We start from the raw sequence: 15,376 nt of genomic DNA, 5'->3' as shown, positions 1-15,376 counted from the left end.
GGCCTGTGCTCGCGAGAAATGGCGAGTGAGAGGGTGGCAGCAGGCAGCAAGTGTGTCGCTGGCGAGTACAATGCAGTGAAGGGAGAAGCAGGCTTTCCCCTGGCAGGAGTGTGTGGCGTTGGTGAATGGCTCCGGAGGGGAGCGACACGGCGCAGCGCACTGGCGGGCCAGCGGAAATCGGGTTTCCTTACCCGTGTCAGTCCCACCTGAACAGATGGAAATGGTGACAGCAATGACAGATTCCCTGGCCCTCATCTTCCCGGGACAGGGCTCCCAGCAGGTCGGCATGCTGCGGGAGCTGGCGGAGCGCTACAGCGTCGTCCGCACTACCTTCGAAGAAGCCTCTGACGCGCTGGGGCGCGATCTCTGGCATCTGACGCAGGAAGGCCCGGCAGAGGAGCTCAATCGTACCGAGTTGACCCAGCCTGCGCTTCTGACGGCCAGCGTTGCCATCTGGCGCGTCTGGCAGGAGCTGGAAGGTCCGCGTCCGGCGCGCATGGCCGGTCACTCCCTGGGCGAATACAGCGCGATGGTCTGCGCCGGCGTGATCGGCTTTGCCGAAGGCGTCAAGCTGGTCAATCTGCGCGGCGAAGCCATGCAGACTGCCGTGCCTCAGGGGCAGGGCGCGATGGCGGCCATTCTCGGTCTCGAGAATGCTCAGGTCGAAGCTGCCTGTGCCAGTGCGGCGCAGGGTGAAGTGGTCGCGGCAGTCAACTACAATGCGCCGGGTCAGGTGGTCATCGCGGGCGGCACGGCTGCCGTCGAGCGTGCCATCGCGGCGTGTCAGGAGGCGGGTGCCAAGCGTGCCATGCCGCTGCCGGTCTCCGTGCCTTCGCATTGCGATCTGATGCGTCCGGCGGCTGACAAGCTGGCCGAGGCGATGAACGACATCGACTTCCGTGCGCCGCGCTACACCGTCATCCAGAATGTCGATGCCAAGGCCCATGAGGATGTCGAGACACTGCGTCAGCGTCTGATCGAGCAGCTCTATCAGCCGGTGCGCTGGACGGATTGCGTCAATGCCATGTTCGACAGCGGCGCGCGGACCTTCATCGAATGCGGTCCGGGCAAGGTGTTGACCGGTCTCGGCAAGCGTATCCAGCGTCAGGCCCGTGGCCTGGCCGTGAACGACCCGGACAGCCTGGAAGCGGCGCTGGAACTTGCCCGTGAGACCGCTGCCGAACAGAATCAGTAAGCTCGTGATTGGCCCGCGCGGCCAGTCATGTGACTTGGATCAGCCAACTCAGGACTCAAGATGACGAGCGAACGCAGAATCGCACTGGTAACCGGTGCCAGTCGTGGCATCGGCCAAGCCATCTCCCGTGAACTCGGCCGTCAGGGCCGTATCGTGATCGGCACGGCCACAAGCGAAAAAGGGGCGGCCGCCATCGGCGCTGACCTCGAGGCGCACGGTATCGAAGGCGCGGGCATGCTGCTCAACGTCACCGACCAGGCCAGCGTCGACGCCGTGCTCAAGGAAATCGGCGAGCGCTTCGGCGCACCGACCATCCTGGTCAACAACGCCGGCATCACCCGTGACAACCTGCTGATGCGCCTCAAGGAAGATGATTGGGATGCGGTGCTCGACACCAACCTCAAGTCGGTCTTCCGTGTCAGCAAGAGCTGCCTGCGCGGCATGACCAAGGCGCGCTTCGGTCGCATCGTCAACATCTCGTCCGTGGTCGCGACCATGGGCAACCTCGGTCAGGTCAACTATGCTGCCGCCAAGGCAGGCATGGAAGGCTTTGCCCGCTCGCTGGCGCGTGAAGTCGCGTCGCGCAACATTACCGTCAATTCAGTGGCGCCGGGCTTCATCGCCACTGACATGACCGAAGCATTGCCGGAAGCGCAGCACGAAGCGCTGCTCGGCAACATCCCGCTGGCGCGCCTTGGCCAGCCGGAAGAGATTGCTGCGGCAGTCGGCTTCCTGACCAGTGATGCAGCAGGCTACATTACCGGTGAGACGTTGCAGGTAAACGGCGGCATGAACATGCGCTAAGCCCCGCGCGGGGACGTGGTTGCGTCCTTTTGGGGTGGCCTATAAACTACGCCCAGCTTTTTCGAGCTGCGGATTCCGTACCACTAGGAGTGATTGTTAAATGAGCACCATTGAAGAACGCGTCAAGAAGGTTGTGGCCGAGCGCCTGAACGCCAAAGAAGAAGACATCCAGAACTCTTCCTCTTTCACTGAAGACCTGGGCGCCGACTCCCTGGACACCGTTGAGCTGGTGATGGCTCTGGAAGAGGAATTCGATACTGAAATTCCTGACGAAGAAGCAGAGAAGATCACCACCGTGCAGGAAGCTATCGATTACATCGTCAACCACCAGTAAGGTGGATTGAAGCGACCAGCGGGCCCTTCGTGGCTCAGGGTCGTGATGCAATCGTCTGTACGTTCAAGAGCCGCACTGTCTTCAGTGCGGCTCTTGTCGTTTCTGCCATTCGTCACTCTTGAGCGCTGGTCGGCCGTGCCTTTCTCGGCAGAGCGGCCAGCAAGGACGGCAGACTTCTCTGCCGGCGGGAGATGCGAGAGTTTGGCGGTGCCAGGGGCGGGCGACGTCTGAGGCAGGGGCGAGGTCTGCGAAGGTGCGTGAGCCTGTCGCGGGATGTCTCGCGCGACATTCCTGTGCCAGAGCCCTGTCTTTGTGGGCGAAAAGAGGCGGGAGCAGGGCGTGTGGTCGGCAGTGTTGATCGCAGGTGACATGGCGGTGTCACCCCTGTCGCCTGTGCGCAGGACAGCGTCTGGAAAACCGCAGGAAAACCGACTGCCCATCACTGGCAAGGTTTCTGTATAATGCGCTCAATTACCGCCCAGGTGCAGCTGGCCCAGGCGTGCCAAGTCGATAGTTTTGGAGGAGACACGATGCCTCGCAGAAGGGTAGTGGTGACAGGTCTAGGCCTGGTGACCCCGGTAGGGAATACCGTCGAGGAAAGCTGGAGCAACATCAAGGCGGGCAAGAGTGGCATCGCACCCATCGAGCATTTCGATGTCAGCGGTTTCAATACCCGTTTTGGCGGTTCCATCAAGAATTTCGATGTGGGTCAGTATCTGAACCCGAAAGAGGCCCGCAAGATGGACCTCTTCATCCAGTACGGTATCGCGGCGGCCCATCAGGCCATCACCGATTCCGGTATCGAGTGCACGGAAGACAATGCCGATCGCATCGGTGTTGCCATCGGTTCCGGTATCGGTGGTCTGCCGATGATCGAGCACAATCACAAGGCGCTGGAGAAAGGCGGTGCGCGTCGCATCTCGCCGTTCTTCGTGCCGGGCTCCATCATCAACATGATCTCCGGCAACCTGGCGATCCAGTTCGGTTATCGCGGCCCCAACATCGCGATCACCACCGCCTGTACCACCGGAACGCACAACATCGGTTACAGCGCTCGTACCATCGCCTACGGCGATGCTGACGTGATGGTGGCCGGTGGTGCCGAGATGGCGACCACACCGCTGGGTCTGGGCGGCTTCTCCGCGGCGCGCGCGCTCTCGACCCGCAACGACGACCCTCAGGCGGCCAGCCGCCCATGGGACCGTGATCGTGATGGCTTCGTGCTGTCCGACGGTGCCGGTGTCGTGGTGCTGGAAGAGTATGAGCACGCCAAGGCACGTGGTGCGACCATCTACGCCGAGGTGCTCGGTTTCGGCATGTCCGATGATGCGCATCACATGACGGCGCCGCCTGAAGACGGCCGTGGCGCGGCCGCCTCGATGCGCAACGCCATTCGGGATGCCAAGCTGGACCCGAGCGAGATCGATTACATCAATGCTCACGGCACGTCCACCAATGCCGGCGACAAGGCCGAGAGCCTGGCCGTCGAATCCGTGCTGGGCGACGCGGCGCGCAATGTGGCCGTCAGTTCCACCAAGTCGATGATCGGTCACCTGCTGGGTGCCGCCGGTGCCGTCGAGGCCGTGTTCTGCGTGCTGGCGATGCGTGATCAGGTCGCCCCGCCGACCATCAACCTCGACAATCCGGCCGAGGGCTGCAATCTCGATTACGTTCCCAATGTCGCACGCGACATGAAGATCGAGTACACCCTGTCCAACTCCTTCGGCTTCGGTGGCACCAACGGCTCGTTGGTGTTCGGCAAGCTCAAGGACTGAGGTCGCACGCTGTCGTGATCTCCCCTCTGACGCGCTCCCATCCGGGGGCGCGTCTGTCTGTGGGGCGTTGCCTGGCGGTGATGACCGGATCACGATGTCTTGCTGACACCTTGTGTGCCATGCATGTCGCGAAGGAGTGTTGCATCGATGACGGCTGACCATACCGGTACCACGCAGGAGATGCTTCACGACTCGCTTGCGGCGGGCCTGCCCATGGAGGATCGCGGCCTTGCCTACGGTGAGGGCGTGTTCGAGACGATTCTGGTGCGCGATGGCCAGCCGCAGCTATGGTCACGGCACCTGGCGCGACTGACCCGTGGTTGCCGGCGACTTGGCTTGCCCGTGCCCTCGTCGCAGGCGCTCGATGTGTGTCTGGACGTCTGCCGGGGCGAGGGGCTGGAGGTGCTCAAGCTGGTCGTCACCGGCGGGTCCGGTGGTCGTGGCTACAAGGCACCCGAGTCACCCGAACCTCGTCTGCGGGCACGCGCAATGCCCTTTGTGGTCAATCGTGAGGCCCGTCAGGGCATCACGGCGCGCGTGTGCGAATTGCGCGTGGCAGAGCAGCCGGCGCTGGCGGGACTCAAGCATCTCAACCGGCTCGAGAATGTGCTGGCACGCCGTGAGTGGACAGACCCCGCCATCCGGGAGGGGCTGTTGCTGACGGCAAGCGATGAGCTCGTCGAGGCCACCAGCATGAACCTCGCCTGGTATCGCGACGGGCAATGGTTCACGCCATGCCTGGATCGCGCCGGTGTCGAGGGCACCTTGCTGGTGGCGCTAGAGGCCGAGCTCCCCGTCATGCGAGTGCGCGAAGGACTGTCATCACTGAGGGCGGCCGAGGTGGTGGTGGTGATGAATTCCGTGCAGGGCGTCTGGCCGCTGCGCACCTTGCTGGCGGCGTCGGGAGAGCCTCTGGCCCAATGGAGTGATGAGGGGCATCCGGCGCTTGCGTCACTGAACGACATTGTCGCGCGCTTGCTGGGCGAGCCCGCGTATTGATGGAAGGCGTCCAGGCTGCGGGGGCGTTCCCGAGCAGACACCTTCTTCGCCATGAAGACTGGAAATCCGATTATGCGTGTATTCAAGATCCTTCTGATGCTGGTCGTCGTGGCCGTGGCTGCGGGTATGGTGGGTTTTCGTTACTGGCAGGCACAGTTGCTGTCACCACTGGCGATCGAGCAGGAACAGCTGTTCGAGGTCCCGCGCGGTGCCAGTCTCTCCAAGGTGGTGAGCGAGCTGGAATCCCGAGGCATCATCGAGGCCAGCTGGCCGTACAAGGTATGGGCACGTCTGGAGCCTGATGCCGTCAATGGTCTGCGCGCCGGTGAATTCCGTCTCACGCCGGGCCTCAACGGGCGTGAGCTGGTGGCACTGCTGTCCAGCGATGACGTCGTCAGCTATACCCTGACCGTGCCGGAAGGCTGGACCTTCGCCCAGATGCGTACCGCCATGGACGCCTCACCCAAGCTTGAGCACACGACTCGCGACATGAGCGATGAGGAGCTGATGGCGGCCGTAGGGGCAGAAGGCGAGAAGCCGGAAGGGCGCTTCTTCCCGGACACCTACCGCTATCACAAGGGCGTGAGCGATCTGTCGCTCTACAAGCAGGCCTACGCGCGCATGAGCAAGACGCTGGAGGACGTGTGGGCCGGGCGTGACGACGACCTGCCGATCACCACCGCGTACGAGGCCCTGATTCTGGCCTCGCTGATCGAGCGCGAGACCGGTGCCCCGGAAGAACGTGGCGAGATCGCCGGCGTGTTCAAGCGTCGCATGGAGCGTGGCATGCGCCTGCAGACCGACCCGACCGTGATCTACGGGCTGGGGGAGGATTATGATGGCTCGCTGTCGCGTGCCGATCTGCGCAAGCCGACCCCCTGGAATACCTACGTGATCACCGGCCTGCCGCCGACACCCATCGCGATGCCGGGGCGTGCCGCTCTGGAAGCCGCGGTACACCCCAAGCCAGGCGACACCTACTATTTCGTCGCCAAGGGCGAGGGCAAGCACCACTTCTCGCGCACTCTGCGAGAGCACAACAACGCCGTGCGCCGCTATATTCTCAACCGGTAATACGCCGTGAATGAGGCGAAATGTCCGCGTGGTCCGGTGATCATCGCCATGCCGCGTGGGCCTTCGTCGCGAGTCATCTGCCGTCTGAATCAGGAAACCTCATGTCTTCACGTCCGAGCGCCGCAAGCACGACGTCTTCTCGCCACACCCCCCCCTCGAGGTGAGCCCATCGACGGGGCGTTTCATCACCTTGGAAGGAGGAGAAGGTGTCGGCAAGAGCACCAATGTCGCCTTCGTGGTCGCCGAGCTCGAGGCGCACGGCATCGAGGTGGTGCGCACGCGGGAACCCGGAGGCAGTGAGCGGGCGGAAGCCATACGCCGGTTGTTGCTGGACCCGGCCCCCGCGGAGGCCTTGAGCGATGATGCCGAGCTGCTGCTGATGTTCGCCGCGCGTGCCCAGCACCTGGCCGCGACCATTCGCCCGGCGCTGGAACGTGGTGCCTGGGTGGTGTGTGATCGCTTCACCGATGCCACCTTCGCCTATCAGGGCGGCGGGCGTGGCTTGCCGCTGGCCGACATCACCACACTGGAAGCCCTGGTGCAGAAAGGGCTGCAGCCGGATCTGACGTTGCTGCTGGACATGCCGGTCGAGGCCGCACGAGGGCGTCTGGCCGCACGGCGCGCCGAGACCGGCGAAGGCGCGGATCGCATCGAGCAGGAAGCCGAGCAGTTCTTCGAAGCGGTGCGAATCGGCTATCACCAGCGGCGCGATGCAGACCCCGAGCGCTTTGCCACCATCAATGCCGATCAGTCGCTGGCAGAGGTACAGGCCGAGATCGCCGGCGTGTTGTCGGCCCGCATCGCCGCCTGGCAGGCAGGAGAGACCGCATGAGCGCAACGCGATCCAGCGATGACGGCGTGACACTCTCGAGTTTCTCGCCGCTGCCGTGGCAGCACTCGCTGTGGCAGCACTTCACCGCCGTGCATGACAGCGGTCGCCTGCCGCACGCGGTGATGCTCAGCGGACCTTCGGGGCTTGGCAAGCAGGAACTCGCGGATGCGATGATCGCCCGTGTGCTGTGTCGCACCGCACAGGGCAAACCCGGCGCTGCCGCCTGCGGTGACTGCCATGGTTGCCACATGCTGGCGGCAGGGCATCATCCTGACCTGATGGCGGTGTCACCTCAGGACGTCGGCAAGATGATCCGTATCGACCCGATCCGCGACGTCAATCGGTTCGTCGCCCAGACGGCCCAGCAGGGCGGCTATCGTGTCATTCGCCTGCAGCCGGCGGAATCGATGAACATCGCCTCGGCCAACGCGCTGCTCAAGAGTCTCGAGGAGCCCGGCGCCAACACCCTGTTCATCCTGCTCAGTGACATGCCATCGCGCGTGCTGCCGACCATTCGCTCCCGCTGCCAGCAGTGGCCCCTGGTGATTCCGTCGGCTGAAGACAGTCTGCCGTGGTTGAGCGAGCAGCTGGGCGAAGATGCCCAATCGTTGCTGCGCATGGCAGGAGGCCTGCCGCAGCTGGCGGTGCGTCTGGGCGAGGCGGACCAGCGCCAGCTCAGGCAGGCATTGCGTGAACTGTTCGACGCGCTGGTGCGCGGGGGAGAGCCGGTGGCGGAAGCCTGGCGTCTGGAGCGCCAACCGCTGTCGCAGGTGCTGTGGTACGGTATTGCCTGGCTGGAAGATCTGATTCGCATGGGCTTGTCTGGCAATACCGCGCAGCTGCGTGACCCGAGTCTTGAGCCCTTGCTGCGTCAGGCGGTCAAGAATGGCCGCACCCGTGACTGGTTCAAGCTGCTGGACTTTGCTCGTGAGCAGCGCCGTCTGCTGGCGGCGGGGGGCAACCCCAACCCGCAGCTGGTGCTGGAGTCCTGGCTGGTGCGTTGGGCAGCGCTGCTGCGTTCGTGATGCCCGTGAGCAGGAGGCAGCGCTCAACGTGTCCCGCGGGCTAGACTGACAGCAGGCGCCGCGCGAACCGCAGGACAGGCGCCATGAGATTCACGCTGCTCGGCGTCGCCGTGAGAAGAGCAGACGCCGAGCCACGAGACTGAATTCGCCGGATCACCGGCCGGAGGTGAAGGATGCACACCGCTCCACAGCAAGGCCAGAAGGCACTGTCGCTGACGATTCGCGACCAGAAGACATTGCTGGCCGCCTACATGTCGACTCTCGTGCGAGGCGGTATCTTCGTGCCGACCACCGAGCGCTACACCATGGGGCAGGAGGTCTACCTGCTGCTGACGTTGCCGGAAGAATCCGAGCGCATTCCGGTCACCGGTCGCGTGGTCTGGATCTCCCCCTCGGGTGTCGGCGGTCGCCGTACCGCAGGCATCGGCATCCACTTCAGTGAAGAGGACCGCCAGGTGCGTGATCATATCGAGAACCATCTGGCCGGCATGCTGGGCAAGGGCCACGCCACCTATACGCTATGAGCTGACCCCGCTCTGCCTGTCACCCCGACCGGTGCCGCCATGCTGGCGTGTCGGTCGTTCATGTTTTCGCCATGCCTCGCGTGGCCCCCAGTCTGAGAGTTTCCGGATGTTTGTCGATTCGCATTGCCACCTTGATCGCCTCAAGCTTGAAGAACATGGCGGCAGCCTTGACGCCGTGCTGGACGCCGCACGCGCCCGTCACGTGCATCAATTCCTCGCCATCGCGGTCACGCTGGACGATGTGCCCGAGATCTCGGCCATCGCCCGACAGCATGACGATGTGGTGATTTCCGCCGGTGTGCATCCGCTGCATCAGGTAGACCCGGAGCCCTCGGTCGAGGACATCAAGAAGTGTGCCGAGCGCTTCGGTGCGGTGGCCATCGGCGAGACCGGCCTCGATTATCACTACGAGAGCGTCAGCCGTGAACTGCAATACGAGCGCTTCACGCGTCATCTGATTGCCGCGCGCGAGCTGGAGCTGCCGGTCATCATCCACACCCGTGAAGCCCGCGAGGACACCCTGGCGCTGATCAAGGAGCATACCGACCCCGCCGTGGGTGGCGTGCTGCACTGCTTCACGGAAGATCTGGACATGGCACGTGTCGCGGTGGGCCACGGTTTCATGGTGTCCATCTCCGGGATCGTCACCTTCCGCAATGCCGAGCATGTCCGCGAGCTGGCGCGCGCCATCCCGCTGGATCGCCTGTTGATCGAGACCGACAGCCCCTACCTGGCGCCGGTGCCGTACCGCGGCACCTCCAACGTGCCGGGCAACGTGGTCGAGGTCGCCGAATGCATCGCCGCCGAGCGCGGCATCACCGTCGATGAGCTGGCGATGCAGACCACCGCCAACTTCTATCGTCTGTTCCGCGCCGCCGCGCCGGAAGCCCCGGACAACGTTCGCGAAGCGCTGGCCAGCAGCGGCATGCTCATCGACGGATGAGCGCCCACGGGCAGCGTGACACGCCAGGCAGGGAGGAAATGTCATGAATCCAGCCGCCATTCTCACTCGATTGGGCGACAGGGCCGGCAAGGATGGGCCACTGCCACCGGTGGAGACCTGGCACCCGGAGCACTGCGGCGAGATGGATCTCGTCATCCGCGCCGATGGTCGCTGGGTGCATGAAGGCACGCCGATCGGTCGTGCACGGCTGGTGCACATGCTGTCGCGGGTCATGCGGCGCGAACCCGATGGCAGCTACTGCCTGGTCACGCCGGCGGAGAAGGTCACCATTCAGGTCGAGGATCGCCCCTTCCTGGCGGTGGATTGCTCCCGTGTCGAGTCTGAACCTGATCAGACACAGCCTGGTCAGACACAGCCTGGACAGGCAGCACCCGGAGAGGCTGAGCCTCAGCCTCAGCCGGACATCTGGCAGCTGGTCACCGACCAGGGCGATATCGTGCGGCTGGAAGGGGATACCCGCCTGACGCTCAGCGAGACACCGGATGGCCTGTGGTTGCCGGAAGCGCCGGTGCGCTTCGGACTCGCCGCTCGTCTGCATCGCAATCTCTACTATCGTCTGCTGGAAGAGGCCGAGATGCGCGAGCTGGACAATGGCGATCAGGCACTGGGCTTCATGAGCGACGGCCACTGGCAGATGCTCGGCGTACTGAGTGCCCGAGATCTCGACACCTGAGCCACCCGGTCTCGCCCGCGGCAGCGCCGCCTGAACCGTATTCATCAACGACGCATGGCATCCTTGCCGTCCCTCGTCAGCCATTGCAGGTCTTCATGTCTTCTACTCTCCCGCCAGTCGCGCCTGATACCCCTGTCGAGGCCATCGGTGTCACGCCAGATGATGTCGCCACCGGCGGTGCGGAACCGGTCTCGCCGCTCGCGCACGCCGTCGGCCAGCTGACGCAACGGCTGACGGATCAGCAGCGTGCCGTGGTGGCACATCGCGGACGACACGCACGGGTCGCGGCGGTGGCAGGGTCTGGCAAGACCACCACGCTGGTGGCGCGAGTGCTGAGTCTGCTGGCGGAAGGCATTCCGGCGCAGCGGATTCTGGTGCTGATGTTCAACCGCTCGGCGCGCGAGGACTTCGTCGCCAAGCTGGCGCAGTCGGCGCCACCGGGTACGCGCCTGCCGGATGTCCGCACCTTCCACTCCATCGGTCATCGCCTGACCACTACGCTGGTGCGCTGGGGGTGTCTGGCGCCGCGCGAGCTGATCCAGCAGGACTGGGCGTTGGAGCGGCTGCTCAAGCAGGCCGCCCAGCGTGCTCTGGGCGATGCCGACCGCGCCGATCGTGAGGCGGCACTGGAAGGTGAGCGTCTCGAAGCGCTTGCCCAGTTCTGTGATCTGGTCAAGGCCGAGATGTGCGAACCGACGCTGCTGTACGAGCGCATGAACCTTGGTGAGCACACCGGTCACTTCGTCGAGTCCTTCGCCCAGCTTGAGCAGCTGCTCGAGCAGCATGGCCAGATGACCTATGCCGATCTGCTCTACCGGCCGCTGCGTCAGCTGGAGAAAGAGCCGGAGACCCGTGCGCGCATCCAGGGGCATCTGCAGCACGTCATCATCGATGAGTATCAGGACATCAATGAGGCGCAGCAGCGCATGCTGGCGCTGCTGGCCGGTGCGCCGTCCACTGCGGCTTCCTCGCCGGCAGTCACCGGCGAATCATCCAGCACCGTGGCAGAAGTCATGGCGGTAGGTGACGCCAACCAGTGCATCTATGAGTGGCGTGGCGCCCGCCCTGATTACATGCTGACGCGTTTCGCCGAGAGTTTCCCGTCCCCGCTGGACTTCCCGCTCAGTTACACCTTTCGCCATGGTCATCGTCTGGCATTGGCGGCCAATCACGCCATTGCCGCCAATGCGCGCCGACCGGATCAGCTGTGTCTGGCTGCACCCGGCACACCGCCGACACGGTTGTTCGAAGGGCAGGGGGCCGCCAGTCTGGTCGCGGCGCTGACCGCCTGGCGGGACGCCGGGCGCAGCGGTGCCGAGGCCGCCGTGCTGGTGCGCAGCTGGGCGCTGTCGGTGCCGGTGCAGCTGCAGTTGCTGAAGGCCGGGATTCCCTTCCGTCTCGGGCAGGGCGATCGCTTCGTGTTCCGCCTGCCACTGGTGCAGGCGCTGGCAGGCTATCTGGAGCTTGCGCGTGACGCCACGCGGCTGCGTGACCCGGCGCATCTGATGTTGCTGTTCACCCAGCCCACCGCCTTCGTCGCGCGCGAGCGCCTCGAGCGTCTGTGTCAGCAACTGGCCGACAGCCAGCGCTGGCCGCGCAAGGAAGACCCGATGCTCGAAGGGCTCAAGCCGCTGCAGCGCCGCAACCTGCACAAGCGCTGGAAGCTGTTGTGTGATCTCCCTTCGCTGGGCGACTGGGCACCCGCGCGGCTGCTGCGGCACGTGGTCGATGAGCTGGAAGCCGACAAGGTGCTGAGACGGGCCGCGGCCCGACGGGACAAGGGCGAGGAGGACGTGCGTCTGCTGGACGTACTGATCGAGCAGGCGGGGGAGCTTGCCAACGACCCCGAGGCCTTCGTCAACCTGCTGCGCAATCCGGTCGAGGATGCCGCCGATGGCGTGCTGATCACCACGGTCCATGGCGCCAAGGGGCTGGAATGGCCGCTGGTAGGCCTCTGGGGCATGAACGAAGAGGACTTCCCGGCCTACTCGCGCGACAACCCGCTGTCGCCGGAGCGCCTCGAGGAAGAGCGACGTCTGTGCTATGTCGGCGTGACCCGTGCTCGTGAACAGCTGCATCTGTGGCGGGATGGCGGGACCCATGCGCCGAGTCGCTTCCTGGCGGAACTGTGCGTGGAGGACTGCTCCCGCCTCGGTGACTGGATTCACGGTGCGGGCAAGCGTGCCAAGCTCGCTCGCCAGCAGGTCGGTGAGGGCGACGCACCCAGTCGCGAGGCGTCCTCTGAAAATACCGAGACCCTGCGCGTGAGCGCGCCAGCCCTTGGCGAGGCCTATCTGGCGCGCCTGCCGTTGGTACGTCATGGCATCACGCCGCCGACGCTTGAGGCCTCGCCCAGGCCCAGGGCCGAGCAACAGAGCAAGCCCGGTGGCGTAGGCAAGACCGCTGACGCCGCATCCAGCCGGCGTCAGCCTCGTTCCGGGGGCCGTCATTCCCGCACGTCATCCTCTTCTCGCAGCGAGGTGTCTGGCGTGCTGCAAAGCGTCGGTGGCTGGAAGGTGGGGCAGCGTGTCGCTCATGACATCTTTGGCGAGGGCGTGATCGAAGAGGTGTCCGGCAATGACACCAATCCGCTGGTCGAAGTGCGCTTTGCCGATGGCAGCAAGCGACGCCTGATCGCCTCGCGTGCGCCACTGTCCGCTCTGTAAGACCAGACGCCCAGGGTGGCAAGGTGCGCGATTGCCAATCATCGACGTGAGGGCCATCATGCCCTCATGGCGTCACCGTCCGCTGGAAAGGAGTTCCCATGGCCCAGTATCCCGATCCTGCCGCACTGGCGGCAGCCTCCGTCTCCACCTCATCGTTGCTGGCCCCGGACCAGCGGCAGGCACCCTTGATCGACGCCAGTCAGCTGGTGACCCAGCTGGCGATGGCAGGGCTCAAGTCCCCCGTGGTACTGGATTGCCGCGCTCGCCTCGAGGATGGCGAGGCGGGCGAGCGGATGTGGCGTGAAGGGCACCTGCCAGGGGCCATCCATGTCGATATGGAACGTGATCTTTCCGCGCCCGTGCGCGAGGACGGCGTGGGCGGTCGTCATCCACTGCCGTCGCACCAGGCGACAGCCGAGCTGTTTCGCCGTCTCGGCATCACGCCCGAGCAACAGGTGGTGGTCTATGACGACATGGGCGGCCAGATGGCGGCGGCGCGCCTGTGGTGGATGCTGACCTGGGCCGGGCATCCGGATGTGCGTGTTCTGGATGGCGGCATCCAGGCCTGGAATCAGGCCATGGGCGAGCTCAAGCGCGCTCCCTCCCAGCCAGTGACCTCCGAGCCCAGTGACTGGCAGCCGAGCTTTGACGACAGCCTGCTGGTCACTGCCGAGGAGGTGGTGGGCAGTCAGGCGGTGCTGCTGGATGCCCGGGGTGAAGCGCGCTTTCGCGGTGAGCAGGAGCCGGTCGACCCGGTGGCCGGCCATATCCCCGGCGCCCTGTGTCGCCCGACCCCCGGCAATCTCGAGGCCAATGGTCGCTTCAAGGACCGCATGAGCCTGATGCGCGAGCTGCGCCGGACATTGCCGGATGACAGCGCCGTGATCGCCTATTGCGGTTCCGGCATCAGCGCCTGTCAGAATATCCTGGCCTTCGCGATCGCGGGACTGCCGCTGCCGCGTCTGTACGCCGGCTCCTGGAGCGACTGGATCAGTGACGCCGAGCGCCCGGTCGCCACCGGCGAGGCCAGCGAAGGGTAGCATTCAGGCAAGCCCGACAAGGATATTGCCGAAACGACAACGCCCGCCAGAGAAACCTCTGGCGGGCGTTGTCGTTTGTGGGGCGCGCTTTCCGTGCGCGCTCAGGCTGGCGTCTTGGGCTCCGCGGCGGGCTTGCGCGACTCGAAGCGCTCCAGCAGGGCGGCGTTGGCGCAGTTGCCCATCACGTTGAGGGCGGTGCGCAGGCCGTCGGTGAAGCGGTCGACGCCGGCGACCACGGCCACGCCCTCCAGCGGCAGGCCCGCCGCGCCCAGCACGGTGGTCATCGCGACCAGCCCGGCACCCGGCACGCCGGCCGTGGAAAAGCTGACCAGCAGACCGGTGGTGAAGACGGTGATCACCAGTGACGTCGTGACGTCGATACCGAACAGCTGCGCCACGAACAACGCATTGAAGCCCTGCAGCACGGCGGCGCCATCACGCTTGAGCGCGGTACCGAAGGGCAGCGCGAAGCTGGCCAGGGATTCCTGCATGCCGTAGTCGCGTGCATTGCCCAGCGCCAGCGGCAGGGTGGCACCGGAACTGGCGGTACCGAAGGCGAAGCCCAGGCTCTGGCCGAAGTGGCGCATGAAGGCCAGCGGGCGGGCACCGGTCACGGCCAGCAGCACCAGATAGAGCAGTGCCATCAAGGCCAGCGCGATGATCAGACCGATCACGTACATGCCCAGCCGCATCAGCAGATCCAGCCCCTGGGTGGCGATCACCGAGGTGATCAGCGCGAAGACACCAAGCGGGGCCAGCTTGAGCACGAAGGACAGTACCTTGAGGCTGACGGTGTAGCCGCTTTCGATCACGCGATGCAGCGGCGCGCTTTCTTCCGGCAGGGCACGCATCGCCAGGCCGATCAAGGCGGCCGCGAAGATGACCTGCAGCAGGCCGCCGCCACCCAGCGCCGTGAAGGGGTTGTTGGGCACCAGGCCCACCAGCCATTGGGCGATGCTGTCGGCGTTGCGGCCTTCAGGCGCCGAGTCCACCAGGCTCTCGGCACCGCTGCCCGGGCTGAGCCAATGAGCGACCAGCATGCCCAGCGTCAGCGCCACGGCGCTGGTGACCACGTAGCTGCCCAGCAGACGCCCGGCATGGCGGCCCACGTCGGCACCGCCTTCGCGACTGGTCAGGCTGAGGATGAGGGCACCGAAGACCATCGGTACCACCACGAACTGCAGCAGACGCAGGAAGATCTGGCCTACCGGCGTCAGCAGGTTGGCGTCGAGCCAGGCGACACTGCCCTCGGGCAAGGCACCTGCTCCGGCGTTCAGGGCAAGGCCGCTGAGGATACCCAGCCCCAGGGCGAGCAGTATCTGACGAGTGACGGACATGGTGGCTCCGAAGCAAGGGAAGTCAGGAAGAGGCGAGTCGACGCTCGGGTGCTGCGCCGTCTGACCCCGTTGGAGTGAGTGAAATCAAGGATGGCTAATGTGCTATCCATGGAAAGTTATATCAATGAAGTATT

Annotated in this window: 14 protein-coding genes; 13 read left to right on the top strand and 1 reads right to left on the bottom strand. The window is 65.0% G+C overall.

Annotated features, from left to right (window positions below; genetic code table 11):
* Positions 1-232 precede the first annotated feature (232 nt).
* From fabD to BFX80_RS12970, 13 genes are all read left to right on the top strand, one after another.
* Positions 233-1,195 (top strand): ACP S-malonyltransferase, encoded by a 963-nt coding sequence (gene fabD, locus BFX80_RS13030; protein ID WP_077372081.1) that lies wholly within the window; start codon positions 233-235, stop codon positions 1,193-1,195.
* A gap of 60 nt (positions 1,196-1,255) precedes the next feature.
* Complete coding sequence (fabG, locus tag BFX80_RS13025; protein WP_043331893.1) at positions 1,256-1,999, top strand: 3-oxoacyl-ACP reductase FabG; 744 nt, start codon at positions 1,256-1,258, stop codon at positions 1,997-1,999.
* Positions 2,000-2,099: 100 nt separating this feature from the next.
* Positions 2,100-2,333: an acyl carrier protein gene (acpP, locus tag BFX80_RS13020; RefSeq protein ID WP_065392587.1), complete on the top strand. Its 234-nt coding sequence runs from the start codon at positions 2,100-2,102 to the stop codon at positions 2,331-2,333.
* 530 nt (positions 2,334-2,863) lie between these two features.
* Positions 2,864-4,108: a beta-ketoacyl-ACP synthase II gene (gene fabF, locus BFX80_RS13015; RefSeq protein WP_077372085.1), complete on the top strand. Its 1,245-nt coding sequence runs from the start codon at positions 2,864-2,866 to the stop codon at positions 4,106-4,108.
* Between the two features lie 147 nt (positions 4,109-4,255).
* Positions 4,256-5,107, top strand: coding sequence for an aminodeoxychorismate lyase (pabC, locus tag BFX80_RS13010; RefSeq protein ID WP_240499575.1), 852 nt, complete (start codon positions 4,256-4,258; stop codon positions 5,105-5,107).
* Between the two features lie 72 nt (positions 5,108-5,179).
* On the top strand, positions 5,180-6,181 hold the full coding sequence (gene mltG, locus BFX80_RS13005) for an endolytic transglycosylase MltG (protein WP_084209134.1): 1,002 nt from the start codon (positions 5,180-5,182) through the stop codon (positions 6,179-6,181).
* A 160-nt stretch (positions 6,182-6,341) separates the two neighbouring features.
* The gene (gene tmk, locus BFX80_RS13000; protein WP_084209133.1) at positions 6,342-7,013 is read left to right on the top strand and encodes a dTMP kinase; all 672 of its coding nucleotides are present in this window, start codon (positions 6,342-6,344) and stop codon (positions 7,011-7,013) included.
* On the top strand, positions 7,010-8,038 hold the full coding sequence (locus tag BFX80_RS12995; protein WP_077372094.1) for a DNA polymerase III subunit delta': 1,029 nt from the start codon (positions 7,010-7,012) through the stop codon (positions 8,036-8,038). The genes tmk and BFX80_RS12995 overlap by 4 nt, the downstream gene beginning before the upstream one ends.
* 173 nt (positions 8,039-8,211) lie before the next feature.
* Positions 8,212-8,562 (top strand): PilZ domain-containing protein, encoded by a 351-nt coding sequence (locus BFX80_RS12990; RefSeq protein ID WP_077372097.1) that lies wholly within the window; start codon positions 8,212-8,214, stop codon positions 8,560-8,562.
* A 106-nt stretch (positions 8,563-8,668) separates the two neighbouring features.
* Positions 8,669-9,505, top strand: coding sequence for a TatD family hydrolase (locus BFX80_RS12985; RefSeq protein WP_084209132.1), 837 nt, complete (start codon positions 8,669-8,671; stop codon positions 9,503-9,505).
* Between the two features lie 43 nt (positions 9,506-9,548).
* A complete protein-coding gene (locus tag BFX80_RS12980; protein WP_084209131.1) occupies positions 9,549-10,199 on the top strand; it encodes a DUF1285 domain-containing protein in 651 nt (216 codons plus the stop codon).
* Positions 10,200-10,294: 95 nt separating this feature from the next.
* Positions 10,295-12,865, top strand: a complete 2,571-nt coding sequence (locus tag BFX80_RS12975; RefSeq protein ID WP_084209784.1) for an ATP-dependent helicase — start codon at positions 10,295-10,297, stop codon at positions 12,863-12,865.
* 98 nt (positions 12,866-12,963) lie between these two features.
* Positions 12,964-13,905, top strand: a complete 942-nt coding sequence (locus tag BFX80_RS12970; RefSeq protein WP_084209130.1) for a sulfurtransferase — start codon at positions 12,964-12,966, stop codon at positions 13,903-13,905.
* Positions 13,906-14,006: 101 nt separating this feature from the next.
* Here BFX80_RS12970 and BFX80_RS12965 read toward each other — a convergent pair whose 3' ends face one another.
* Positions 14,007-15,242 (bottom strand): dicarboxylate/amino acid:cation symporter, encoded by a 1,236-nt coding sequence (locus tag BFX80_RS12965; RefSeq protein ID WP_084209129.1) that lies wholly within the window; start codon positions 15,240-15,242, stop codon positions 14,007-14,009.
* Between the last annotated feature and the right edge of the window lie 134 nt (positions 15,243-15,376).

This window comes from Cobetia marina (assembly GCF_001720485.1).
GTDB lineage: Bacteria > Pseudomonadota > Gammaproteobacteria > Pseudomonadales > Halomonadaceae > Cobetia > Cobetia marina.
The sequence above is the reverse complement of the archived record's forward strand: the minus strand, read 5'-3'. Positions and strand labels throughout refer to the sequence as shown.